General features: G+C 57.2%; 20 protein-coding genes and 1 tRNA gene. 11 read left to right on the forward strand and 10 right to left on the reverse strand.

Translation table 11 applies throughout. From position 1 onward, the window contains the following. Positions 1–6 precede the first annotated feature (6 nt). The 6 genes from nosZ to AC2TCY_RS04600 are packed head-to-tail and all read left to right on the forward strand — an operon-like array spanning position 7 to position 6,286. Positions 7–1,914: a TAT-dependent nitrous-oxide reductase gene (gene nosZ, locus AC2TCY_RS04575; protein WP_480845787.1), complete on the forward strand. Its 1,908-nt coding sequence runs from the start codon at positions 7–9 to the stop codon at positions 1,912–1,914. Positions 1,915–1,917: 3 nt separating this feature from the next. Continuing rightward, a complete protein-coding gene (locus tag AC2TCY_RS04580) occupies positions 1,918–3,174 on the forward strand; it encodes a nitrous oxide reductase family maturation protein NosD (protein ID WP_480845789.1) in 1,257 nt (418 codons plus the stop codon). After that, positions 3,164–4,057, forward strand: coding sequence for an ABC transporter ATP-binding protein (locus AC2TCY_RS04585; protein WP_480845790.1), 894 nt, complete (start codon positions 3,164–3,166; stop codon positions 4,055–4,057). The genes AC2TCY_RS04580 and AC2TCY_RS04585 overlap by 11 nt, the downstream gene beginning before the upstream one ends. Further along, complete coding sequence (locus AC2TCY_RS04590) at positions 4,054–4,875, forward strand: ABC transporter permease (RefSeq protein WP_480845791.1); 822 nt, start codon at positions 4,054–4,056, stop codon at positions 4,873–4,875. Before AC2TCY_RS04585 ends, AC2TCY_RS04590 begins: the two co-directional genes overlap by 4 nt. Beyond that, positions 4,872–5,387, forward strand: a complete 516-nt coding sequence (locus AC2TCY_RS04595) for a nitrous oxide reductase accessory protein NosL (protein WP_480845792.1) — start codon at positions 4,872–4,874, stop codon at positions 5,385–5,387. Before AC2TCY_RS04590 ends, AC2TCY_RS04595 begins: the two co-directional genes overlap by 4 nt. Beyond that, positions 5,384–6,286, forward strand: a complete 903-nt coding sequence (locus AC2TCY_RS04600) for an FAD:protein FMN transferase (protein WP_480845794.1) — start codon at positions 5,384–5,386, stop codon at positions 6,284–6,286. Before AC2TCY_RS04595 ends, AC2TCY_RS04600 begins: the two co-directional genes overlap by 4 nt. A 111-nt stretch (positions 6,287–6,397) precedes the next feature. Here AC2TCY_RS04600 and AC2TCY_RS04605 read toward each other — a convergent pair. From AC2TCY_RS04605 to pyrH, 10 genes are all read right to left on the reverse strand, one after another. Next, a tRNA-Ser gene (locus AC2TCY_RS04605) sits at positions 6,398–6,487 on the reverse strand. A 145-nt stretch (positions 6,488–6,632) separates the two neighbouring features. Continuing rightward, positions 6,633–9,071, reverse strand: a complete 2,439-nt coding sequence (locus AC2TCY_RS04610) for a DUF3772 domain-containing protein (RefSeq protein ID WP_480845796.1) — start codon at positions 9,069–9,071, stop codon at positions 6,633–6,635. Beyond that, positions 9,071–10,105 (reverse strand): cysteine synthase A, encoded by a 1,035-nt coding sequence (locus AC2TCY_RS04615; RefSeq protein ID WP_480845797.1) that lies wholly within the window; start codon positions 10,103–10,105, stop codon positions 9,071–9,073. Before AC2TCY_RS04615 ends, AC2TCY_RS04610 begins: the two co-directional genes overlap by 1 nt. A gap of 69 nt (positions 10,106–10,174) precedes the next feature. Further along, complete coding sequence (locus AC2TCY_RS04620) at positions 10,175–11,290, reverse strand: NUDIX domain-containing protein (protein WP_480845799.1); 1,116 nt, start codon at positions 11,288–11,290, stop codon at positions 10,175–10,177. 30 nt (positions 11,291–11,320) lie between these two features. Beyond that, the gene (locus AC2TCY_RS04625; RefSeq protein ID WP_480845800.1) at positions 11,321–11,761 is read right to left on the reverse strand and encodes a TrgA family protein; all 441 of its coding nucleotides are present in this window, start codon (positions 11,759–11,761) and stop codon (positions 11,321–11,323) included. Between the two features lie 17 nt (positions 11,762–11,778). Continuing rightward, on the reverse strand, positions 11,779–12,987 hold the full coding sequence (locus tag AC2TCY_RS04630) for a class I SAM-dependent methyltransferase (protein ID WP_480845801.1): 1,209 nt from the start codon (positions 12,985–12,987) through the stop codon (positions 11,779–11,781). Positions 12,988–13,056: 69 nt separating this feature from the next. After that, on the reverse strand, positions 13,057–14,481 hold the full coding sequence (locus AC2TCY_RS04635; protein ID WP_480845802.1) for a cryptochrome/photolyase family protein: 1,425 nt from the start codon (positions 14,479–14,481) through the stop codon (positions 13,057–13,059). A gap of 48 nt (positions 14,482–14,529) precedes the next feature. Further along, entirely contained in the window at positions 14,530–15,756 is a 1,227-nt protein-coding gene (locus AC2TCY_RS04640; protein ID WP_480845803.1) for an aminotransferase class V-fold PLP-dependent enzyme, read from the reverse strand. A gap of 197 nt (positions 15,757–15,953) precedes the next feature. After that, positions 15,954–17,540, reverse strand: a complete 1,587-nt coding sequence (locus tag AC2TCY_RS04645; protein ID WP_480845804.1) for a BCCT family transporter — start codon at positions 17,538–17,540, stop codon at positions 15,954–15,956. A gap of 213 nt (positions 17,541–17,753) precedes the next feature. Continuing rightward, positions 17,754–18,506, reverse strand: coding sequence for a UMP kinase (gene pyrH / locus AC2TCY_RS04650; protein ID WP_480845805.1), 753 nt, complete (start codon positions 18,504–18,506; stop codon positions 17,754–17,756). 97 nt (positions 18,507–18,603) lie between these two features. Here pyrH and miaA point away from each other — a divergent pair, with 97 nt between their 5' ends. The 5 genes from miaA (at position 18,604) to AC2TCY_RS04675 (ending at position 26,350) form a co-directional block, all read left to right on the forward strand. Continuing rightward, positions 18,604–19,497 carry a tRNA (adenosine(37)-N6)-dimethylallyltransferase MiaA gene (gene miaA, locus AC2TCY_RS04655; RefSeq protein ID WP_480845806.1) on the forward strand — a complete coding sequence of 298 codons (894 nt, stop codon included), beginning with the start codon at positions 18,604–18,606 and terminating at the stop codon, positions 19,495–19,497. A gap of 341 nt (positions 19,498–19,838) precedes the next feature. Next, on the forward strand, positions 19,839–21,509 hold the full coding sequence (locus AC2TCY_RS04660; protein WP_480845807.1) for an ABC transporter substrate-binding protein: 1,671 nt from the start codon (positions 19,839–19,841) through the stop codon (positions 21,507–21,509). Between the two features lie 135 nt (positions 21,510–21,644). Next, the gene (locus tag AC2TCY_RS04665; protein ID WP_480845808.1) at positions 21,645–22,691 is read left to right on the forward strand and encodes an ABC transporter permease; all 1,047 of its coding nucleotides are present in this window, start codon (positions 21,645–21,647) and stop codon (positions 22,689–22,691) included. A 12-nt stretch (positions 22,692–22,703) separates the two neighbouring features. Further along, complete coding sequence (locus AC2TCY_RS04670) at positions 22,704–24,167, forward strand: ABC transporter permease (RefSeq protein ID WP_480845810.1); 1,464 nt, start codon at positions 22,704–22,706, stop codon at positions 24,165–24,167. Between the two features lie 95 nt (positions 24,168–24,262). Next, a complete protein-coding gene (locus AC2TCY_RS04675) occupies positions 24,263–26,350 on the forward strand; it encodes a dipeptide ABC transporter ATP-binding protein (RefSeq protein ID WP_480845812.1) in 2,088 nt (695 codons plus the stop codon). The last annotated feature ends 15 nt before the right edge of the window (positions 26,351–26,365 follow it).

Consider the following 26,365-nt stretch of genomic DNA (forward strand, 5'->3'; position numbering starts at 1 on the left):
ACGATCATGTCGGAACATGACAAGAAACTAACCGTCACACGCCGCGGGATGCTGGGTGCAACCGCAACCGGCGCCGTGCTGGCCGGGACCGGTCTGGGCTCGACCCTGATGACCGCGAAACAGGCCAGCGCTGCAGCCAATGCGAACTTGCAGCCTGGCGAGCTGGACGAGTATTACGGCTTCTGGTCCTCGGGTCAGACCGGTGAACTGCGTATCCTGGGCTTCCCGTCCATGCGCGAACTGATGCGGGTTCCGGTATTCAACCGCTGCTCGGCCACAGGTTGGGGTCAGACCAACGAGTCGCTGAAGATCATGACCGACGGTCTGCTGCCGGAAACCAAGGAGTTCCTCGCCAAGCGTGGCATGAAAACCTATGACAACGGCGACCTTCACCACCCGCATATGTCGTTCACTGACGGCACCTATGACGGCCGCTATCTGTTCATGAACGACAAGGCCAACACCCGCGTCGCTCGTGTACGCTGCGATGTGATGAAGTGCGACAAGATCACCGAAATCCCGAACGCCAAGGCGATCCACGGGCTGCGTCCGCAAAAATTCCCGCGCACCGGTTATGTCTTTGCCAACGGTGAAGATGAAACTCCGCTGGTCAATGATGGCACAGTGCTGGATGATCCGTCGCAATACGTGAACATCTTCACCGCGCTGGATGGCGACACCATGGAAGTGGCATGGCAGGTGATTGTGTCGGGTAACCTCGACAACACCGACTGCGACTATCAGGGCAAATACGCCTATTCGACCTCGTACAACTCGGAAATGGGTATGAACCTGGCCGAGATGACTGAGAACGAACTGGACCACGTTGTTGTATTCAACCTCGCGGAAATCGAAAAAGGCATCGAGGCTGGCGACTATCAGGAGCTGAAAGGCGTCAAGGTTCTGGACGGTCGTAAGGGTCAGAACAAGAAGTATACCCGCTACATCCCGATCCCGAACTCGCCCCACGGCATCAACACCGCGCCTGACGGCAAGCACGTCTGCATCAACGGTAAGCTGTCGCCGACCGTGTCGATCATGGACGTTACCAAGCTGGACGCTCTGTTCGAAAGCGATGCCGACCCGCGGTCCTGCATCGTGGGTGAACCGCAGCTGGGCCTTGGCCCGCTTCACACCGCATATGATGGTCAGGGCAACGCGTTCACCACGCTGTTCCTGGACAGTCAGATCGTGAAGTGGAACATCGACAAGGCAATCGAAGCTTACGGTGGCGCTGATGTCGACCCGATCATCTCGAAGGTCGATGTGCACTATCAGCCGGGCCACAACTCGACTTCCATGGGTGAAACCAAGGATGCCGACGGCAAATGGCTGATTTCGATGAACAAGTTCTCGAAAGACCGGTTCCTGAACACGGGTCCGCTGAAGCCCGAGAACGAGCAGCTGATCGACATCTCAACCGACGAGATGAAAGTGGTTCACGACGGCCCGACCTTTGCCGAGCCGCATGACTCGATCATCGTTCGCAGCGACATCGTTAACCCGGTCAACGTCTGGGATCGCAACGACATCACTTGGGAAGACGCCCGCAAACAGGCCGAAGCCGATGGCATCGATCTGGAAGAAGGCGCCGAAGAACCCATCCGTGATGGCAACAAGGTGCGGGTCTACATGACTTCGCAGGCACCGACCTTCAGCCTTGAGAAGTTCACCGTCAAACAGGGTGATGAAGTAACTGTCTACATCACCAACCTGGATGACGTGGACGACGTGACCCACGGCTTCTGCCTGGGCAACTACGGCATCGCGATGGAAGTTGCGCCGCTGGCGACAGCCTCGGTCACCTTCACTGCCGACCGTCCGGGCGTGCACTGGTTCTACTGCCAGTGGTTCTGCCACGCGCTGCACATGGAAATGCGCGGCCGGATGCTGGTCGAGCCGCAGGGGGCATAACCCATGCGTTGGCCCCTGCTCATACCGCTCCTGCTCGGCTCGCCCCTTTGGGCGGCGGACTGGGATGTGCCCAACCGGGCGGGGGCCATCAGCGAGATACTGGCGCAGGCGGCGGATGGGGACACCCTCCGCCTGAGCCCCGGTGTTTACACCGAAACCCTGGTTCTGGACCGGCCCGTCACCATCGACGGGCTGGGACAGGCCACTATTGACGGACAAGGCGCGGGCAGCGTCATCACAGTGACCGGACCCGGCGTGACCGTGCGCGGTCTGACGGTGATCGGCTCGGGCTCGAGCCATGACGGGATCGACAGTGGTATCCAATTGACCAAGACGGCCAAAGCGCCGGTGGTCGAAGATAACGTGCTGCTGGGAAATCTCTATGGCGTCGACATTCATGGTGCCAAGGACAGCATCGTACGTGGCAACCGGATCGAAGGCCGCCAAGACCAGCGGATGAATGACCGCGGCAATGGCGTCTACGTCTGGAATGCACCCGGCGCGGTGGTTGATGGCAATGATATCCGGTACGGTCGTGACGGGATCTTTGTGAACTCGTCCAAGAAAAACACCTTCACCAACAACCTGTTCCGCGATCTACGTTTCGCGGTGCATTACATGTATGCAGACGACTCGGTCGTCAGCGACAATGTCTCGATTGGGAATGATCTGGGCTATGCGGTGATGTTCACGACCAATGTGACCGTGGCCAACAATGTCTCGATCGGTGACCGTGAACATGGCGTGATGCTGAACTATGCCAACAAAAGCGTCATCACCGGCAACGTGGTGAAAGGTGCCAAGGAAAAATGCACCTTCCTCTATAACTCCAACAAGAACGAATTCACCGACAACTGGTTCCAGGGTTGCGGCATCGGCATTCACTTTACCGCCGGCAGCGAACGCAACCGCATTGTTGGCAATGCCTTTGTCGGCAACCGGACACAGGTGAAATACGTCTCGACCAAATGGGTCGAGTGGTCCGAAGACGGACGCGGCAATTACTGGTCTGATTTTGCCGCTTATGATGTGGATGGCAACGGCATCGCCGATGCCCCTTATCGCCCCAATGACAGTATGGACCATGTGCTGTGGACCCAACCCGCAGCCAAACTTCTGCTCGGCTCTCCTGCCGTGCAACTGGTGCGCTGGTCGCAATCGGCATTCCCGGCTCTGCTGCCGGGTGGCGTGATCGACAGCAACCCATTGATGCAAGCCCCTGAACCCCCAGCAATGAAAAAGGTGCCTCATGACGGATAAGGCCCTGACGATCGAAAGCGTCTGCAAGGACCGTGGCAAGACCCGCGTTCTTGACGATATCACCCTCTCTCTCGCCCCCGGTCAGCGTGTTGCGCTGCTGGGCCATAACGGCGCGGGCAAATCTACTCTGATCAAATCCATCCTCGGCCTGACGCCGATCAATTGCGGAGCAATTCAGATCGGCGACTCGCTCCCCGGCAGTGCACGTGCACGTCGGGATACGGCTTATCTGCCCGAGGCGGTCTCGTTCCATCCCGCATTGACCGGGCGCGAGCAATTGACCCTGTTTGCGCAGCTTTCCGGTGAGAAAGCCGATATTCCCGGACTTCTGGAACGCGTTGGCCTCAGCGACGCGCTGGACCGCCGCATCGGAGCCTATTCCAAAGGCATGCGGCAACGTCTGGGACTGGCACAGGTACTGCTGGGTCAGCCCAAAGTGGCGCTGCTGGATGAACCGACATCCGGTTTGGATCCGATCTCACGGCAGGACCTCTACGCCATCATCGACGAACTGGCCGCGCAGGGCACAGCCGTCCTGATCGCGTCCCACGCCCTGACCGAGGTCGAAGCCCGCACCGACCGCATCGCCATCATGCGCAAGGGGAAGATGGTCGCTGATGACACGTTGAGCAATTTGTCAGCTCTGGCTGGCCTGCCGATCCGCCTGCGGGTCCGCGCCAGCGACAACCCCGACGCACTCGCCGCTGAACTGGGCGGCAACCGGATCAACGGGGCTGCGGTTGAACTTCTCTGCGCACCCGATGACAAGATGGAGGCCCTGCGCCGCATCGCCGGACTGGGCGACGCAGTGGCGGATGTCGAAATGACGCCGCCCAAGCTGGAAGACCTCTATCGTCATTACGCCCAGGAGGATTTGCAATGACTCGCTTCCTCGCCATAACCCGCACTGAAATGCTAATCCTGCGCCGCAACCGTTGGCTGCTGATGGCTACGCTGATCATGGTGCTGTTTGCGCTGGCGCTGACTTTCGCAGGCAGCGCGCCAACTGGCACATTGGGAGTCGACATGTTGACCGTCTCGGTCGCGTCGATGACCACGCTGTCAGTCTATCTTGCGCCGTTGTTGGCGCTGATGATCGCCTTTGATGCCATCGCCGGTGACGTGGATCGCGGCAGCCTGTCGCTGCTGCTGTCCTACCCTGCGGGGCGCGGTGAAATCCTGTTGGGCAAGTTCACCGCCCACCTGGCCGCATTGGCTTTTGCCATGACCGTCGGCTTTGGCACGGCAGGCGCGGTTGCGGCTTGGTTCGGCGGCGCTGGCCCGGAAAGCCTGATCGCACTGGCCCGCCTCATCCTCACATCCATTCTGCTGGGCGCCGTTTTTTTGGCGCTGGGTTACCTGCTGTCTGCTCTGGCCAGGGGCGCCACGGCAGCGGCAGGCCTGTCGGCCGGGCTCTGGCTGGTTTTTGTCGTCCTCTATGATCTGGGCCTGTTGGGGGCCGTCGTCATGGATAAGGACGGCACCTTCACTCAATCCGTCTTTCCATGGGTGATGGTAGCCAACCCGGCCGACGCATTCCGTCTGTGGAACATTGCTGCGACCGAAGGTGTGGCTATGGCCTCTGGCATGACCGGAGCCGCGCAGGCCCTGCCCGTCTGGGCCGCGCCTGCCTCGCTGCTGATCTGGCCGGTGCTTGGTTTCATCCTCGCCCGCGCCGCATTCCGGAAGGTCGAGCCATGAAGCACCTTGCCGTGATTGCACTGGTCGCCCTGAGCGCCTGCAAAGAGGAGCAGATCGCCGCCCCCGATCCTGTCGATCTGACCCCGGATGCACTAAGCTTCTTCTGCCAGATGAACATCGCTGAACATGGCGGACCAAAAGGCCAGATCCATCTCGAAGGCTACCCTGCCCCTTTGTTCTTTGCACAGGTGCGTGACATGGTGGCTTATCTCAAAAGCCCCGAGCGGGATGCCCGGATTACCGCCGTCTATGTCAGTGACATGGGTGTCGCGCCAAATTGGCAGCAGCCCGGTATTTCAAATTGGATACACGCCGGCGGAGCGACTTTTGTGGTCGGCGCAAACGTCGCCGGCGGCATGGGCGCGCGTGAAGTCGTGCCATTTGCCGACCCTTCGGATGCCGAAGCGTTCATCGGCCAACACGGGGGCACATCGTTGTCCTTGACCGACATACCGGATGTCGAGGTTCTGGGCCCCGTCGATTTGGATCTGAAATTGGAGACGCCAGCATGACCCATCTGTCCCGCCGTCGGTTTCTGACCATCTCGGCCGCTTGTGCTGCTCTCCCGGCAGGCACAATGGCAGCACCTGTTGCACATTGGCGCGGTACTGCGTTGGGTGCCGCAGCCAGCCTAAGGCTGGAAGGACTAACCGATAAACAAGCCGGACCCGTGATTTCAGCTGTTGAAGCCGAAGTAACCAGGTTGGAGAACATCTTTAGCCTCTACCGCCCCAACTCAGAGATCTGCCGATTGAATCGGGACGGCTTTCTTGCGGCACCAGCCCCAGAACTTCTGAACGTGCTTAGCCTGTGCTCGGCCCTTCACAACGCCACTGATGGCGTATTCGACCCCACAATTCAGCCTCTCTGGGCTGCGCTGGCGACCGGTGCGAGTACTGAAGACATCTTGTCGGCCCGCGAAACGATTGGGTGGAACAAGGTTTCCGTCCAAACAGACGCAATTCAGCTACCCAAGCCGGGCCTTTCGGGCCTAACACTCAATGGCATCGCCCAAGGGGCCATAACAGACCGAATTGCCGCCCTACTTGCATCGCATGGCTTGCGCGACGTGTTAGTCAACATGGGAGAGATCGTCGCCAGTGGCCAGCGCGCCGACGGACGTGACTGGCGTGTAGGCGTGACCGGCCCGAACCGCGATGTCATAAAGCGCGTTGAACTTCGGGACAGAGCCATCGCCACATCGGATGCCAAAACTCTCATGCTGACTGATGCACAAGGGCATATCCTGAATCCAAACGGCGGTGAACTGCATCACCAGATTCTATCCGTATCGGCGCCCGATGCGGCCCTTGCGGACGGTCTGTCCACTGCCTTGTGTGCGATTCCAACGGAGCGCCACGACGTGGTTTTGAAACAGTTTCCGGGCTCCAGTCTAGAGATGTGTATCTGACTTCAAACGCCGGTTGGATTGCAACAATGAGCTTTTCGACCGGCGAAAAAAGAACATGACCAGATCGCAGGTGAACCCTCACCTTTGGTGTTATCGGCAAATGCTGGTGAATGGCGGAGAGACAGGGATTCGAACCCTGGAGACGGTTTCCCGCCTACACACTTTCCAGGCGTGCGCCTTCGACCACTCGGCCACCTCTCCGTGCCGGCGTTGTTTGGACCATAGAAACTGGATTTGCAAGGGCCGATTGCAATGAAATGAAGCCTCTCAGGTGAAAAACAAATTTCCGGTTTCGGCACTAAACTCTTGCGCTGCTATACCGTCGCCGCAGGATCAATCCACTGGTTCAGAGCTCGTCCCCGTCACCCGCATCCAGATCCGTTTCGGTCAGTTCAACAGGCTGTGCTTTTTCGTCGGTTTCGCGCGGCTCTGGCGGCGTCTGAGCCGGTTTCTCAGCCGCCTCGCCCGAACTGCGTAGCACCTCGGCATTGCGCAGCCAGACATCGCGCTGAGCAAACGGAATCTCGATACCCTCGTTCACGAACCGCTGGTTGATTTCGTGATTCATGTCCGATTTTACGCTCAGCACCCAATTCACATCGCGCAAGATGGCCCGGATTTCGAAATCCAGCGAGTCCGCTCCGAAGCCCTGAAATACAACGCTGGGCGCAGGATTGGCCAGCACCATGGGATGAGCATTCGCAATCTCACCCAAAATGGTTTCGACCTTGCGCGTGTCGGTTCCGTACGCCACACCGACCGGCACGATCACACGCCCGATCGTGTTGCCGCGCGTATAATTCGTGACCACTCCGCTGATCAAATCTGAATTCGGCACAATCACATCGGTTCGGTCAAACGTCTCGATCCGCGTGGAACGGACCGAGATGTCGCGGACATACCCCATCATTCCGTTCACATCGATCCAATCGCCTTTGGAAATCGGACGCTCGACCAGCAAAATAATTCCAGATACGAAGTTGGAAACGATGGTTTGCAATCCGAAGCCGATACCAACGGACAGTGCACCCGCTACGATCGCCAGTGACGAAAGATCAAACCCGGCCACCATGATCGCTGCCAACGCAGCAAGGAATATGCCGACGTACCCGGTGCCCGCAACGATGGCATTCTGTCCACCGGGATCAATACTGGTCTTTGGCAAAAGGGAATTGCGCAGCCCCCCCTGAACCAGACGAGTCAGCGTGTAACCGATGACAAAGACAGCGACAAAGACCATGAAATTGCTGGGGGAAATCGTCACGCCGCCGATATCGAACCCCAGAAGCAGACGCGCCCAGGCTTCGAGCAGGTCCGTTTCCCGCGCCCCCCAGTAGATCGCAAGCAAAGGAAGCGAGAGAATTGCCAATGCGAACCCAACCAGAACAGAGAACAAAGAGTCTTTGGCCGCCTCGCCCTGCCCTGTGATCCATCCGTAAACAAGACTGAAGAACCGTTGCACAATGATGATCGCGGCTATCAGGACGAGAGTCTTGACCGCCGGAAACACAATCGCTTCGGCAGCATTGATATATCCAAACGCTGCCAAAATCGGTGTGGCAATCCCAAGCAGAAACAAAGCCCGGCGGAGGAATTCAACAAGCTGGCTGAACCCGGCTAGACGCGAAGGGGTTTCGGCGATCGCCGGATCGGTGTATTGCGGCGATTGCCGGATCTGGCGGACGCGCAGCAGCAGCAGCGCCGTCACTACAACAACCGGAAACCCGACAACTGCGCGCGTTGCATCCGAGATATTCTCGATCTGCTCGAACAGGATTGCCAATTCATGAAGGATCAGCATTCCCGCCAGTAGATCGATATAGACGCGAAGCTCGATAATTTTTTGGGCGGATACTCTGCTGAAACCCTGTGTGGCCCCCATCAGATAAATCTGTCGACCGATCCAGTCGAAATAGAAGATCGTCGCTGCCCAGAATGGGATATTCTGGAACAGAAGCGTCCCCCGCAGCCCCAAAACACCGGTCAACATGACTGCTTGGACGAATGCCCAAACTCCTAACCAGGGCAGGATAATCCGCAGAAGTGAAATGACAAACGTCCAGACTCCGCTGCCACTTCCCCCAAAACGCCGCAGGTAATCGCCGCCCTTTTCCGACCAGCTACGCCCGTAAAGCAGAAGCACACTTGCGACAGCCAGTAAGAACACGATTCCAAGGGCACGTTCACGCATCTGCTCACGCACGACGTCAGAGCGCAGGTTCTTTATGGTTTCGTTCCAAAGGCTGCGAACGGCCTCTGTCACATCTATCCAAGCTGGTCGCCAATACGCGGGATTTAATGGCGATGGGTCCCGCTGCAACAGCTCCTTCGTTTGGCGTTTCCGAATGATCTGATCAATCTCGCTTATCAAACCGTTTGCGCGGGTATAGGCCTCTTCCGAGATGATCCGCGGCACCCGCAAACCGTTGAGCTGGTTTTCAAGGTGCTCGCGCAGCTTGGAAATATCTTCGGGTTCGCTACCGCCGTCTTCGGGCTTGGGCCCCAGCGCCTTGATTTGATTTTCCAGCGTTTGGATACGCTCAGTATTGGCGCTGCGCGCCTTGTTAAAGTCTTCGCGGTAACCGTTTATTTCTGAACGTAAATTTTCAAGTGAAGCATTCGAGGCCCGGTTGGTCTCGATCACCGCTTCGGCGCGGTCCGCCGTACTGATCCATCCTTTGTAATAGTCGCTTTGCCGATCCGTCAGCTGGGCAGAGGCCACTCCACCCAGCCCGAAAAGGCAAAATGTCAGAAGGATCAGAAACAGGCGGACCTGTCGCAACATCACACGTCCTCGAACACGCCGGGGATACTGCGAGGCGCCTCTGTCATCCAGTCAGGCACAGGCAACTCTTTTTCCCGCAGAAATTCCGGATTGAACAGTTTGGACTGATAGCGGGTGCCATAATCGCACAGGATCGTCACGATTGTATGACCCGGGCCAAGATCCTTGGCCAGACGCACCGCACCGGCCATGTTGATCGCGGTCGAACCGCCCATAACCAAACCTTCTTCGCGGAGTAGATCAAAGATATAAGGCAACGCCTCGTTGTCGGTGACCTGATACGAGAAATCGGGGGTAAACCCTTCCAGGTTTTTCGTAACCCGAACCTGACCGATGCCTTCAGCGATCGAGCTGCCCTCCATCGCGATCTCGCCGGTGGTATAGTAGGAAAAGAGGCCAGCACCCATCGGATCAGCCAGCCCGATTTTGACGCCCTTGGGCTGTAGTGCGTCGGCCACACCGGCCAGTGTCCCGCCTGAGCCTACAGCGCAAACGAAACCATCGACTTTCCCGCCAGTTTGTTCCCAGATTTCAGGGCCGGTCGTTTCCACGTGCGACTGGCGGTTGGCGACATTGTCGAACTGGTTCGCCCAAATCGCTCCGTTGGGCTCTGTCTGAGCCAGCTCCTCGGCCAGTCGGCGCGAGTAGTGCACAAAGTTGTTGGGATTGCGGTAAGGCGCGGCCGGAACCTGCACCAGCTGAGCCCCAGCCAACCGCAGCATGTCTTTCTTTTCTTCCGACTGCGTTTCCGGGATCACAATGACCGTCTTGAACCCCATTGAGGCCCCGACCAGCGCCAGCCCAATGCCGGTATTGCCCGCTGTGCCTTCAACGATCGTGCCGCCCGGCTTCAGGTCTCCGCGCGCGACAGCATCACGGATGATATACAGCGCCGCGCGATCCTTGACGGACTGGCCCGGATTCATGAACTCGGCTTTCCCAAGTATCTCGCATCCGGTTTCCTCGCTGATGCGACGCAGACGGATCAGGGGTGTTTTGCCAACTGCGTCGGCCAGGTCTCGTGCAATGCGCATGGCGCCCTCTTGTCGTTTGGTATCGCAGAAGATTTACAGGTGCCCCGCCATAACCACAAGCGGCGATAGCTATGCCCTCAATCCGTCGCGGTGCCGCGCCAGCCAGTGCGCCACCGCCAACAGTGGCAGGTCCTTGAAAACGTGACCATCCACCATTTCCATAAATTCGTCGTATGGAAGGATTTTGCTACGAATGTCTTCGCCTTCGGAAGCCAGTCCGCCGCCGCTGACTGTTTCCGTCAAGTCCGCAAGCCCCACATAAAGATTAACATATTCGGTCGAAGATCCGGTTGATGAATAAGCACCGCCGGCAAAGTGCAGCGCGTTCAGCACCAGACCCGCCTCCTCCAAAGACTCGCGATGCGCGGCTTGTTCTGGTGTTTCGCCGGGGTCGATCATGCCGGCAATTGTCTCCCAAATCCAGGGTTCAGGGTCATCCATCAAATAGGCCGGGGCACGGAACTGTTCCACCAGCAAAACAGTGTCGCGAACTGGGTCATAGGGCAGCACGATCACCGCGCTGCCCTGCATCAATGCACTGCGCTTAAGGGTCGGCCCCATGGTTCCGTCATAAAGTCGGTGCTGCAATTCGATCTCGTCAACGCCGAAGTAATCGATATATGCGCGCCGGTGTTTATGAACGATAACGTCTTTCGCTGTGTCCCGAGTGTCACCGGTTCGTCGAGCGCGCGCTGTTAGCTTCGCCCAGGCACGCATACGAATGGAGGGGAAGCAACGCGCAATTGTGGCGGCATCGACCTTGCCATAGTAGGCCATCACCTCTTCTGCGGCCAGCAAAGTAACCGCTCCCCACGCATCGACCCAATCGGTCAGAGACCATCGCGGACCTGGCCGCCACAAACCGGGTTCGGGAAAAAACACCTGAGCGTTTTGAGCTGTACCGTCAGACAGCGTGACCAATTGAGTTTGCAGATCGTAATCGAATCCGCCCTCGTAATAGGCCAGGCGGTCCAGATCTTCTTGGGTCAAGCCTTGCGCCAGAACACCTTCTGCTGTGCCACCCTTGTCAGCAACGATCATTGGAAAAATCTGATCCATCACCGCATGAACTGAATGGTCGGCCAACGTGGCCTGAGCAATGGAAAGATCGCCAGATGCCCGACCCAGAACAAGTTCGAGCAAGGGAACATGTCGCAGTGTTCCGTAAAAAAACAGATCAGGCAAAGCTTTGAGCCTCGTTATTGAAAGGAGATTTTACCGCCAGCGGCGCGACGCTTCTTCAGACATCAACCCGGCTACAAGAGCACCGATTGCAAGTGTCCAGAGGATTTCCGGCACTAACAATTGTTGACCAAATCCCACACCAAGTTTGAAAATGGCCAGTACCGCTTCGAATGGACCATCGAAACGATTTCGCATGGCCAACCGGAACATTTCGTATGTGCCCTGAACAAACAAGCCCCAAAACACTAAAGACGCGATCCCTGTCAGCCCGTTGTTGATGGCGGCAGTCCACCCCCGGCCAGCGCGCTTGCCCATGATGACCCAGCCGCAGGCCAGCCCCAGACCCATGTTCACGAAGGTGAAATAGCCATAGTCTTTCCCCGGTTCACCATTGTCGATGATCATGCCAGACACAATGAACCCCACCACCATAAGACAGACAGCGGCGACAAGACGTGTGGCAGTAGGCATTCGAGAGGTTCCGTTCGTTAACTCGGTTTCGCTATAGTGATCTGTGTCACATCGCAATTACCGGTGTCAAAGGCTGCGCCGCAGGCGGTCAAATAATAATTCCACATGCGGCGAAAACGCTCGTCAAAGCCCAAATCTGCGATCTGATCCCATTTGTCGTTGAAAGTATCGTACCAGCGGCGCAGGGTCAGATCGTAGCTTTTGCCGAATTCCTTTGACCGGATAACGTCCAGACCCGCCTGACTTATATGTTCTTTCAGGACTGTCGGAGCCGGCAACATACCTCCCGGGAAAATATATTTCTGAATGAAATCAACGCCGTTCTTGTAAATATCCCACCGGTGGTCAGCGACGGTGATGATCTGCAACGTTGCCTGTGATCCTGGCTTCAGCCGGTCGCGCACAGTATCAAAGAAGACAGGCCAGTACTTTTGCCCAACAGCTTCGAACATCTCGATCGAGGCAATGCCGTCATATAGCCCCCGCTCATCTCGATAATCCTGAAGCTTAAACTGAACTTGATCGGAAAGCCCTGCCTTTTCAATGCGTTCCTGCGCAAACTTCAACTGCTCCTGACTAAGTGTCAGTCCGGTCACACGCAGACCCCGCTCTTTGGCGGCAAACTCAGCAAACCCGCCCCATCCGCAGCCGATTTCCAGTACGTGATCGCCGGGCTGCGCGCCCATTTCGTCGATCAGACTGGCGTATTTAGCGGTTTGCGCGTTTTCGAGGCTTTCCTGACCGCTTTTGAAAATGGCGCTGGAATAGGTCATCGTTTCGTCCAACCACAGACCATAAAACTCATTGCCCAGGTCATAGTGGTACGAGATGTTTTTTTTCGCCTGTGAACGGTTGTTGCGATGCAACCAGAAACGCAATCTTTCATAAGCCCGGACCAGGAATTTTCCGGTAAAGTCGTCATAGACCGTTTCCGTGCCCAGATGCACCAGATCCATGAATGACCGCAAATCCGGAGTGCTCCATTCACCTTCTAGATAGGCATCGGAGAACCCAAGCTCACCTTCTCGTACAAGGCGGGCAAAGACTTCGGGATCGTGTATATCCACGCGCGCGACTGGGCCCGGATCGGGTGCTTTAGCCCGAAATACACGACCGTCCGGCAATGCAATATCCAGCTGCCCACAGTTGATCCGCGTGATCATCTTGAACACTTGTGCGAAATATCTTGGCAGGTTTTCCTGCCCGTCCGTGGTAGTCAGAACCATCCGCTCTCCCCTTTGTGGTCCTGTATTTAGGCTAAGACGGGATTTTGTTTCTGGCAAGTTTTCAGTTCCTTACTGGTTTTTCGCCGATTGATAGAGGGTCAGAGCCCGATTGCGACCTTCGGCCAAATCAACCACTGGCTGAGGGTAATTGTCAGTTGCGCTCATGCCCCAGGATCGAGGAACAGCATCGAAATAGGCCAAGGCACTGTCCGGCGGGTTTTTCTGACCTTCGGCAATCCATGCCTGCAGGTAGGCCGAGTTCGGATCGAACCGTTTCCGCTGGGTTTCAGGGTTGAAAATCCGAAAAAACGGAGCGGCATCGGGCCCCGATCCCGCCACCCATTGCCAACCCATCGCGTTTGCGGCCGGGTCCCAGTCGGTCAGGCATTCGGCGAACCAGTTCATCCCGATCCGCCAATGCGTCATCAGATGTTTTGTCAGAAAACTGGCCACGACCATGCGCGCCCGGTTGTGCATGCGCCCGGTCACGTACATTTGACGCAAACCTGCATCGACCAAAGGCACACCGGTACGCGCCTGCCGCCACGCCCTTACTTCAGAGGTGTCGGGATCAGTTTGCCAGGGAAAACTGTCCCAATCCTGCTTCCAGTTGTCGGTCAGGATGTGAGGCCAATTGTACATCAGGTGGTAGGCGAATTCGCGCCACGCCAGCTGTCGCAGATACACATCGGTCCCGGGCGCGCCCAGAACGCTGGCCCTTTGAACTCCATGCCAGATTGTCCTCGGACTGATCTCGCCCAGAGACAGGTATTCCGACAGGTTCGACGTTCCGTCTTCGTCCACCCTGTCTCTCCGCTCGGAATACGTTCCGATATGATCCAGAAACCGATCCAGTTTGTCCTGAGCCGCTTCCTCTCCGGGACTGACAAAAGGACGAACGATTGATCCGCCGCGTTGCATGCCTCGGAACAAATCCCATGTGTCCAATGTCTCCGACACGGGCCAACTAGACGGGGCCATCAATTTGGACGGAGATGGTAATGGAGGCAAAACCTCACGGGACTGGACCGCACGCCACATAGGTGTGAAAACCCGAAAAGGCTGCCCATCTTTTGTGGCAACCTGCCAGGGTTCAAACAACAGATGACCGGCAAAGGACCGGGCTTGAACACCCTGTTGAGTCAAGTTCGTTTTGACCCGCCTATCCCGCTCGATCGACAACGGATCATAGGCGCGCGACCAGTAAACGGCGCCAGCGCCGGTTTCTGCAACCAGATCACGCAACACCACGAGCGGGTCGCCTCGGCGCAGGATCAGGCGACTACCACGGCGCGCAAGAGATTTGGCAAAAGCTTCGAGCCCCAAACCCAGTCGCCATTTCGGCGCACTGCCCAGACGCTGCGCGTGATCATCCAAAATGAAAACCGGCAGAACAGGTCGGCCACAGCGAACGGCGACATCCAATGCCGGATGATCCGACAGACGCAGATCACGTCTGAACCATAGAATTATCGGAGTTTGATCGACCGCCATTTTTGCCCCACCTTTTCCTTTGACTTACGCGGCAGGGCGAAAACTGGATCACAAAACGCGGTCAAGCGCCTCTAACAATTGATCGATTTCCTGTTGGCTTGTGTAATGTGTAAAGCTTAGCCGCAATACTCCCTGGTCGGGATCAACGCCCATCGCAGTCAGTGGTCGAACCGCATAAAAATCACCACCGCCAGCCATGATCCCGAATTTCTCCAATTCGGCTGCCACTGGTTCGGCGGGGCCATTCAACGCCAGAGCAACTGTCGGCGCGCGCTTTGAAGCGTCCGAAGGGCCTATTAGGCGCAGTGTATTTCGGTCTTTGACAGCATCCAAAAGCGGTTGCAGCAAGGAAACTTCCTGCGCGCGCATCAGGTCGTGAACAAAAGCTCCACGCGCGGCGGCGCCATCTTTGGGGCCGCCATGGTGATCATTGAGCAGATCAATATAGTCCGCCATCCCCGCACTGGCCGCAATCTGTGCATGATCCGGACCAGCAGGCGTGAAGCGCTTGTACAGAACGTCCGCGTTGAAGTAGTGCGCCTGATTGGGCAACAACTCTCCCAATGCGCGCCGGATTACCATGCAACCCTGATGCGGACCGTAGGTTTTATAAGCCGAGAACAGGTAGATATCGGGCCCCAAATCACCAACATTGGGAAAGCCGTGCGGAGCGTAGGACACACCGTCGACACAGACAAATGCGCCGGCTGCATGGGCAATCGCGGTGATCTGCGTCACAGGATTGATTTCGGCCACTACGTTCGAGCAGTGCGGAAAGCACACCAGCCGAACCCGTTCATCCAGCAGGTTCTCAAGATCCAGCGGATTTAGGCTGCCTGTCTCAGGATCAACCTGCCATTCGCGAATCTCGATGCCGTCATCGGCCAGACGCCGCCACGGGCCGGAATTCGCCTCATGATCCTGATTTGTCACGACGATGGCATCGCCCGGTTGCATCCATTGGCGGAAGGCCTGCGCCAATACATAGGTATTCTGTGTGGTCGACGGACCAAAGCTCAGCTCTTCGCTGTCCACACCAAGCAGCGCCGCCATCCGCGAGCGCGCCTCGTCCATTTCCTGCCCGCCCAGACGGCTGGCTTTGTATGGGGCATAGGGTTGCACTTTTCGCTGGGTGTAAAACCGGGTCAACCTGTCGATAACCGGTTTGCAAGTATATGATCCACCAGCATTTTCGAAGAATGCCTGCCCTTGCAGACTAGATTCGGAAAAAGCCGGGAACTGGGCTCGCACAAAATCAATATCCAGAGAGCTCATTGCTCCGACCTCCATACTTTCCTTCGGTTTTTTTCGCCGGCAGTAAGCAGCGCCCTTCCCGCCCCGTCAAGCCGGGTCGAGCTTTGCAATTCGTTAGAAACAGGCCGGAACACGCAAACATTCGATGCGATGGCGGTGCAAAAAAAGGCCCCGGACGAAATCCGGGGCCTTTGCCATTTTATTGCTTTTTTGGATCGTCAGCTGCGACGCCGTTCATTGGCAAGCCCGATGAACAGTGAAACGCACATCAGAACAAGAACGATTGCAAACGGGAACCCAGTTGCAATGGCCGCTGCCTGAAGCGCGCCAAGGCCACCGCCAAGCAACAATACAACCGCGATTGCGCCTTCCAGAATGCACCAGAAAACCCGCTGTGCCGTTGGCGCGTCGGTCTTGCCGCCAGCCGTAATCGTATCGATTACCAGCGAGCCCGAATCCGAGCTGGTCACAAAGAACACAACAACCAGAATGATGCCGACGAAAGACAGCAACGAGGTCATTGGAAACTGTTCGAACATGGAGAACATCTTCAGTTCGAGCGCGGCATCCGACAGGGCTTGGCCCGAACCGGACATAACCTGATCCAGTGCGGCGCCACCAAAGACGCTCATCCACAGCGCCCCGACCACCGTCGGAATCAGGATGACACAGGTCACGAATTCACGCACCGTACGACCGCGCGAGATGCGGGCGATGAACATGCCAACGAAAGGCGACCAGGAAATCCACCAGGCCCAGTAGAAGGTGGTCCAGCCTTGCAGGAAGTTGGTGTCTTCGCGGCCAACCCAGTTCGACAGAGCCGGCAGTGCGATGACATACTCGATCATGCTGTCGAAGAACCCTGTCAGGATCGCCACCGTCGGGCCCACAATCAGAACAAGCAACAGCAATGCAGCCGCCAGGATCATGTTCGCTTCGGACAAACGCTTAACACCCTTGTCCAGACCCGCCACAACCGAGATCAACGCGAAGACGGTGATCAGGCCGATCAGCAGGACTTTCATTCCGTCTGATATCGGTACGCCGAACAGGTAGTTCAGACCAGCCAGCGCCTGCGTCGCGCCCAGCCCCAGTGATGTTGCAAGGCCAAAGATCGTCGCAAACACCGCGAGAACGTCGATGATATGGCCCAACGGACCCCATGTGGCCTCACCAAAGAGCGGGTAGAACACAGACCGCATGGTCAGCGGAAGACCGCGGTTGAAGCTAAAGAATGCCAGCGCCAATGCCACTACAGCGTAAACAGCCCAAGGGTGCATGCCCCAGTGGAATATGGTGGCCGCCATTGCCAGTTTTTTGGATGCTTCGGGATCTTCCAGGCCAGCGCCCAGCGGGGCCCAGTCGGTACGCACGCCATCTTCGCCGACTGCAACGCCACCCAACGACGATCCATAGTGCGAGATCGGCTCGGCGACACCCCAGAACACCAGACCGATGCCCATGCCTGCAGCGAACAGCATCGAGAACCAGCCTGCATAGCTGTAATCCGGTTTGGCATTGTCGCCACCCAGACGGATCGAGCCATAGGGCGTCACGATCAGCAGCAGTGAGAACACCACAAAGATGTTGGCTGCAATCATGAACACCCAGTCAAAATTGCTGGTCAGCGCCGGACGAAGCCACCCAAAGAACTCGGTCGCCTGCTCGCGAAAGACGAGCGAGAAGAACACGAATGCAATGATGGTAAGCCCCGAAACGGCGAAGACCGGATTATGGACATCCAGACCCATGATCTGGACGTTGTCCTGACCGACTTCGTAGTCGGTATCCGTATTGTCGGACATAGTCTCATCCTTCCCTTATTCGGTACAATTCACATCCAGGATTGCGGAATGCAGAGGCTTGACTGACAAGACATCATGTTAACCGAAAACGACATTTCGCCCAAAAAGCGACGTTTGGAAAGGACCGCGGCAGCAAGTTCATCAAGAGGATTGCGCCGAATGCAAAACGGGCCGGGGAATTGACCCGGCCCGCTATTCCTGTGTGTATTCAGTTTAGCCCTGAACCTTGGTATATGTCCCCTCTCCCGCCAGGATGCCGCGGAACCCGCCCGGTTCGTCCAGACCAAAAACGATCAGCGGCAGGTTGTTGTCGCGGGCCAGTGCAATGGCCGACGCATCCATGACCCGTAGCCGCTTGGCCAGCACATCGTCATAGCTTACCGTGTCGTAGCGCACAGCATCAGCGTTTGTTTTCGGGTCCTTGTCGTAGATGCCGTCTACACCGTTCTTGCCCATGAAGATGGCCTCGCATGCCATCTCGTTGGCGCGCAGGGTCGCTGCCGTATCGGTTGTGAAATAAGGGTTGCCTGTTCCGGCAGCGAAAATGCAAACCCGCTTTTTCTCGAGGTGGCGCACAGCGCGGCGGCGAATATAAGGTTCGCACACCTCATCCATGCGAATGGCCGAAATAACCCGGGTGAAGACCCCGACCTCTTCCAGAGCGGACTGCATCCCAAGCGCGTTCATGACGGTTGCGAGCATCCCCATGTAATCGGCTGTGGTTCTTTCCATCCCCTGCGCCGAGCCCGAAAGTCCGCGAAAGATGTTGCCGCCGCCGATTACCATGCAAATCTCGACACCCAGATCATGTACGGATTTGACCTCTTGCGCGATCCGTTGAACGGTCGGCGGGTGCAGCCCGAATCCCTGGTCGCCCATCAGCGCCTCGCCGGAGATCTTCAACATGACCCTGCTATATGTAGTCTTCGGGCTTTCGGTGGTCTTGGTAGTTTGGGAAAGGCTCATATTGCGCTCCGGGCTGGCACGGGGTTATTTTCCGGCGCAAAATGAAGCAAAAACCGCGCAGGTTCAATGCGGATGGTAAGGAATAAGGCAACCACACATGGCCGACACCTCAGCAACACGGCTTTTGGACCGCCTGCCCGAAATTCCGGACGACATACCTGTGCTCATCGCGGGCCCGACCGCATCGGGTAAATCTGAACTGGCCCTGCAAATCGCGGAACGTCATGGCGGTATCATCGTGAATGCCGATGCCAGTCAGGTCTACGATTGCTGGCGGGTCATTTCAGCGCGCCCATCAGCCGAGGATGAAACTCGAGCACCACACAAGCTGTACGGCCACGTCGCTTTTGACCAAACCTATTCTGCCGGCCATTGGCTCCGCGAGGTCACGCCTTTGCTGTCAGACGGCCCGCGCCCGATCATTGTGGGTGGAACGGGTCTTTATTTCACTGCGCTGACCGAAGGAATGGCCGATATTCCGGCCACCCCGCCTGAGGTCAGGTTTCAAGCTGATCAATTGTCCTTGCAGACGCTGATCGACGCATTAGACGCCAAGACTCTGAAACGCTTGGACGCCAATAACCGGGCTCGTGTGCAACGAGCATGGGAAGTGCAGACAGCAACCGGTCGCCCCCTTGCCGCTTGGCAAGAGGACACTCCGCCCCCGATTTTGGCTTTGTCGAACACTGTGCCGGTCGTTTTCGATGTTGACAAAAGCTGGCTTGAAGACCGGATCAACCGTCGGTTTGACCAGATGCTTTCCCTTGGCGCATTGGACGAAGTGGCAGCAATGCGGGATAAGTATGACCCCGTTCTGCCCGCTTGTAAGGCCATTGGCGTGCCCGAATTGATGGCCTATCTGGCGGGCCAGATGACTCTGGACCAAGCACGAGAAAAGGCCACGATTTCGACCCGGCAATTCGCGAAACGACAGCGCACATGGTTTCGGGCGAGGATGAAACACTGGAATCGGATCGACACTGCATACTGATTCGAATGTCACAATCGGTTATAACCTTTAAAAACCCCATGAAAATATGAGCTTATAATTTGGATGCATCCGGAGCGTTCCGATCTTCAAGGAAGTGTTTATCTGGCGTATTCAGTGCAAATTCGTAAATCCGTGCATGCCTGACTTTTCGCACGAATGTCGCTTTTGTACTCCGAATGACGATTTCGAACATTGACCTAGCCCCAAAACTGGTGCGGAATGATGCCATGGGGATGTACAGAATCCAAAAAAGAATGCCCAAAGCCCTATGCCCCGGCCCTGCCCGGGCCGCGTAGCGCAAAAAGTAATCAACGAAAATACAGTGTCACAGGGAGACATCCATGAGTAATCAGCAATCCACCGAAGATCAGGTGCACTGGGCGGCCGAGATGCACGCCCAGGAGTATCGCGACGGCAAGCTAAGCCGCCGCGAGTTCCTGACCCGCGCAACCAGCCTTGGTGTTACTGCAGCCGCGGCGTATGGCCTGATCGGTCTGCCGACCCCTGCTCTTGCAGCAGGAGACGCGCCCAAGAAAGAAGGCGGTGTCCTGCGCGTGCAGCAGGAAGTTCGCGCCTTGAAAGACCCGCGCACCTATGACTGGTCGCAAATCGCCAACGTGTCGCGTGGCACGCTGGAATATCTGGTCGAGTACAACTCGGACGGATCGTTCCGCGGCATGCTGCTGGACGGATGGGAAGTCAACGACGACGCCACTGTTTACACGCTGAAGGTTCGTCCAGGCGTCAAGTGGAACAATGGTGACGATTTCACTGCCGACGACGTGGCTCGCAACATTGCCCGTTGGTGCGACAAGAGCTCGGAGACCAACTCGATGGCAGGGCGTTTCGCCACGCTGATCGATGCAGATTCCGGACAAGCCGGTGATGGTGTAATCGAAGTCGTCGATGCGACGACGGTTAAACTGAACCTGCCGAAGCCCGATATCACGCTTATTCCAGGCATGGCCGACTATCCGGGTGCGATCGTTCACAGCTCGTTCAGCGAAACAGACCTGTTGAACAATGTGGGCACCGGCCCCTACCTGATTGACGAGCTCGAGGTCGGCGTAAAGGCCGTTCTCGTACGCAACGACAATCACACCTGGTGGGGTGATGAAGTCTTTGGCCGCCCGGCTCTGGATCGCATCGAGTACATCGATTACGGCACGGACCCGTCGGCGTGGCTGGCAGCTTTGGAATCCGACGAAGTCGACATGCTCTATGAATCGGTGGGTGAATTCATCGACGTCATGGACGGCCTCGGCTACGTGAAGTCCGAAGTGGTGACTGCGGCGACTATCGTTATCCGCACCAACCAGCTGGCCGAAATCGATGGCAAGCAGCCCTATGCGGACAAGCGCGTTCGCCAGGCGCTTCAGATGGCCGTCGACAATTCCATCTGTCTGGAACTGGGCTATGGCGGTCGCGGCGCACCTGCGGAAAACCACCATGTTGCTCCGTTGCATCCTGAATATGCCGAGCTGCCACCGCAGAAAGTCGACCCGGCAGCCGCGAAAGCACTGATGGACGAAGCCGGTTACGGCGATTTCGAACATGAGATCATCTCGATCGACGACGACTGGCGCCGCAACACCACCGATGCCGTAGCCGCGCAGCTGCGCGACGCGGGCATCAACGTGAAACGGACCGTTCTGCCGGGCAACACGTTCTGGAACGACTGGGCGAAGTATCCGTACAGCTCGACCAACTGGAACCCGCGTCCGCTGGGTGTTCAGATTTGGGCGCTGGCCTATCGCTCGGGTGAAGCCTGGAACGAGTTCGGTTACGCGAGCCCCGAGTTCGACGCCATCCTGGACGAGGCCCTGGCCATCGCTGACGCGGACCAGCGTCGCGAGGTCATGGCCCGTGGCGAAGCTCTGCTGCAGGAAGATGCGGTTACGATCCAGCCATACTGGCGTTCGCTGTACCGTCACATGAAAGAAGGTCTTGTCGGAACCGACATGCACGTGACTTTCGAACACCACCACTACAAGTGGGGCTGGGCGGCTTAATACCTGCTCAAACCACATAGGGGCGCCTGTATCGGGCGCCCCTTTCCAGCCGCAGACTTGCCGACGCGGGGTCGGACGTCCGAGGCCAGATAATGGTCCAATGATCTGCGGAACACCCGAACAACAGGGGCCATCATGGGACTATTCATCCTCCGACGGTTCGGCGTCATGCTGTTGACAGCATTATGTCTGACTTTCGTGGTCTTTTTTCTGACCAATCTCTACCCGAACCTCGAAAAGCTTGCCAAAACGCAGGGCAACCAGCGGATGTCCGACGAACAGGTCGAAACCTGGCTGGGCAATCGCGGCTACCTTCAACCCACCCTAATCAAATATGGCCAATGGCTGGGTGTGATGCCCGGCTTCCAGAAAACACTGGACGACGGCCAGGTTGTGGGAACCTGCACAAGACCCGGTTCGACGCCCGAGAACACACCCAAGTACTGCGGCGTTCTGCAGGGCGACTGGGGCTATTCATCAGTCTTTAAGGATGAGGTCGGCGGTATTGTCGGCAAACGCCTAGGCAACACCGGGTATCTGATGTTCTGGGTTCTGGTTCTGATGGTTCCCACGGCTCTGCTGGTGGGCGTGTTGGCCGGAATGCGCGAAGGATCAGCGCTGGACCGTTCGCTGTCCACGTTTTCGATCATAACGACGGCGACACCTGAATACGTGTCCGGTGTTATCTTTATCGCGATCTTCACGTCCTCGACCGTTGGCCTGAAATGGTTCAAGGGCACGGCGACACAAGCGATGGACAATCCGACCTTCGAGAACTTCTTTCTGCCAGTGCTGACCATTGCACTGTACGGGATGGGGTATATCGCCCGGATGACCCGAGCCTCGATGACCGAGGTCATGACGGCTCAATACATCCGGACCGCGCGTCTGAAAGGGGTTTCGTTCCCCAACATCGTCATGAAACACGCGCTTCGCAATGCGCTGATCGCGCCCTTCACCGTCATCATGCTGCAGTTCCCATGGCTGCTGAATGGTGTGGTCATCGTCGAGACCCTGTTCAACTACAAGGGCTTTGGCTGGGCGCTGGTGCAGGCGGCAGGCAACAATGACATCCAGCTGCTGCTGGCGATTTCGGTCGTGTCGGTCTTTGTGGTGCTGGTGACGCAGCTGATCTCGGATATCGGCTATGTCTACCTCAACCCGCGCATCCGCATTTCGTAAGGGAGATAGAACATGGAACCTCTTAGCTGGACCGGCTCTATCGCCTTTCTCAACCCCTTGCTGATGATTGCGTTGGCGGCGCTGCTGCTGTCCATCCTGATCTGGATCATCGGCAGCATTTTTCTGCCCGAAGAGCAGGTCATTATCAATTCCGATGGATCGATTGCGGCCAGCGGCGGTGTCCGCGGGTTGACCAACCTAGCCCTACGCTTCAGTTTCATGGCCTGTGTTGGACTGGCGTTGGCCTATCTGATCCTGGGTATCGTGATGGGCACTGGCGCAGGCATCATTGGGGCGATTTCCCAGCAATTCCTGCCCGTCTGGTTGTCGCTGATCATAATGTTTGCCATGTCTATAGCCTTCAAGCGACGGCTGGGTCTGTACGGCAAATTGTATGACAGCCCGATTGGTATGATTGGGTTCGGGCTTGTCATGTTCTGGGTCTTTACCGGCGTTTTCGGAGCCCTTGATCTTATCGTGACCCATGATCCGCTGACCCAAATCTCGGGCATGAAGAACAAGTTGCCTGGAACACCGTTGCCAAGCCCGAAAGATGGCGAGTTTGCCTGGTATCTTCTGGGGGGTGACAATCTTGCCCGTGACGTCTTTAGCCGGATGGTGAAAGGCGCTTGGATCGTGGTGCAGATTGCCCCGCTTGCAACGCTGTTTGCCTTCATGGTCGGTATCACGCTGGGCTTGCCCGCAGGATATTATGGTGGTCGTTTGGACACCTTCCTGTCCTTCCTTGCCAACCTGATCCTGGCCTTCCCGGTTATTCTGCTGTTCTACCTGCTGGTGACACCAGAGATCGTGGCCACGGGTGTGCCGAACTACATGGCTGCTGTGCTGTTCGTCTTTCCGATCCTCTTCATCGGTGTTCTACTGAATTCACGCTACTACACGCGACCGAACTTCCGCACGCCGCTGCTGATTGGGGTATTGGGAGTGGCGATCTGGTTGTACCTATCGCTGATCTCGAGCGGCGGGTATATTATCGACACCGATGACTACAGGATTTGGGGCCTGCCGACCTACCTGGATCTGTTCGATATCCCCGGTGGCATTCTCGTGGTCTTTGTCTCGGTGGTCTTCGTCAACTCACCCACGGTGTTCCGCATCGTGCGCGGTCTGGCGCTAGACATCAAAACACGCGACTACGTGGCTGCGGCCCAAACCCGTGGTGAGGGCCCATGGTACATCATGCTGTGGGAAATCCTGCCCAACGCTCGTGGTCCTCTGATCGTCGATTTCTGTTTGCGGATCGGTTACACCACCATCCTTCTGGGAACCTTGGGTTTCTTTGGCTTGGGTCTTCCTCCGGAAAGCCCGGATTGGGGTTCGACGATTAACGAAGGGCGCAAGCTTCTGTCGATCTACCTGCACCCTGCCCTTCCGCCTGCCTTTGCCTTGTTGTCTCTGGTTCTGGGTCTGAACCTGTTGGCCGACGGCCTGCGCGAGGAAAGTTTGAAGGACTGATGTGATCGAGGTCGGGGGGCCAGCCCCCCGACCCCCGAGATATATTTGGCCAAATGAAAAGGGATCCTTTTCTTTGCGCCGACAGGGAGAACAAGATGAGCAAAATGGCGGAATATGACGGCCCGATCCTTGAGATCGATAAGCTGTCGATCTCTTTTTTCACCCGCCTGCGGGAAATCCCCGCCGTGATGGATTTTTCCGTCAGCGTGCAACCCGGCGAAGCCGTTGGGCTGGTTGGTGAATCCGGATGCGGGAAGTCGACCGTTGCACTGGGTGTAATGCAGGACCTTGGCAAGAACGGTCGGGTTGTGGGCGGCACGATCAAGTTCAAGGGTCGAGATCTGGCCGAGATGAGCTCCGAGGAGCTGCGCGACATCCGCGGCAACGAAATCGCGATGATTTATCAGGAGCCGATGGCTTCGTTGAACCCGGCGATGAAGATCGGCAAGCAGCTGATGGAAGTGCCGATGATCCACGAAGGCGTCAGTCAGGACGAGGCCTATGCCCGTGCTCTGGAAGTGGTGACCGATGTGCGCCTGCCCGACCCTGAGCGGATGCTGAACAGCTTTCCGCACCAATTGTCAGGTGGTCAGCAGCAGCGGATCGTGATCGCGATGGCATTGATGTCTAAGCCGGCACTACTGATCCTTGACGAGCCGACAACCGCGCTGGACGTGACCGTCGAAGCCGCCGTGGTCGAACTGGTCAGAGACCTGGGCAAGAAATACGGCACGTCGATGCTGTTCATCTCCCACAATCTGGGTCTGGTTCTGGAAACCTGCGACCGGCTATGCGTGATGTATTCGGGCGAAGCGGTGGAACGCGGTTCGATCCACGACGTGTTCGACGAGATGCAGCACCCCTATACACAGGCGCTGTTCCGCTCGATCCCGCTGCCGGGCGCTGACAAGAACTCGCGCCCTCTGGTGGCCATTCCAGGGAACTTCCCTCTGCCCCACGAACGCCCGCCGGGGTGTAACTTTGGACCCCGCTGCGACTACTTCGAAGAGGGGCGCTGTGACTCGCAGGACATCCTGATGCAGGCCGTTCCAGGCAACGACCGGCACCACACGCGCTGCCTCAAGTTCCAGGAAATCGACTGGAACGCCCCGATTACGCTCGCGGACCAGAAGGAAAAAGGCGAGATTGGCCGGACGGTTCTGAAGATGGACAACCTCAAGAAATACTATGAGGTTGCGGCGAACGCTCTGTTTGGCGGCGGCGAGAAGAAAGTTGTCAAAGCTAACGAGACGCTGAGTTTCGAAGCCCATGAATCTGAAACGCTGGCTATTGTGGGTGAGTCCGGGTGCGGCAAGTCCACCTTCGCCAAGGTTCTGATGGGGCTTGAAACGGCCACGGACGGCCAAATCCTTTTGGATAACCGCAATATCGAGGACGTGCCAATTGAAGAACGGGACGCCAAGACGGTAGGCGAAGTGCAGATGGTGTTCCAGAACCCGTTCGACACGCTGAACCCCTCTATGACCGTTGGCCGTCAGATCATCCGGGCACTGGAAATCTTCGGCATCGGCAATTCAGAAGCCGAGCGCAAAAAGCGGATGCTGGAACTACTGGATCTGGTGAAGCTGCCGCGCGCCTTTGCTGATCGGATGCCGCGCCAGCTGTCAGGTGGTCAAAAGCAGCGTGTGGGTATTGCACGCGCCTTTGCGGGCGACGCCCGCATCGTTGTGGCGGACGAGCCAGTGTCGGCGCTGGATGTTTCAGTTCAGGCTGCCGTGACCGACCTGTTGATGGAAATCCAGCGGGAACACAAAACCACTTTGCTGTTTATCAGCCATGATCTGTCCATCGTTCGTTATCTCAGCGATCGGGTTATGGTCATGTATCTGGGTCATGTGGTTGAACTGGGGACCACTGATCAGGTGTTCAGCCCGCCCTATCACCCATATACCGAGGCGTTGCTGAGCGCTGTACCCATCGCCGATACCTCGGTCGAGAAACAGCACATCGTTCTTGAGGGCGATATTCCATCGGCCATGAACCCGCCACCGGGATGCCCGTTCCAGACACGTTGCCGCTGGAAATCCGAAGTGCCAGACGGACGGTGCGAGTCGCATGTACCACCGGTTCAAACGCTTGTGGATGGGCATCAGGTCAAATGCCACCTCGCCGAAGACATTCTGGCCCGTATGGAGCCGGTCATAAAAATCGCGGCCGAGTAACCAAGGCCAAAACAA

The sequence above is a fragment of the Ruegeria sp. HKCCD7181 genome, assembly GCF_057221055.1.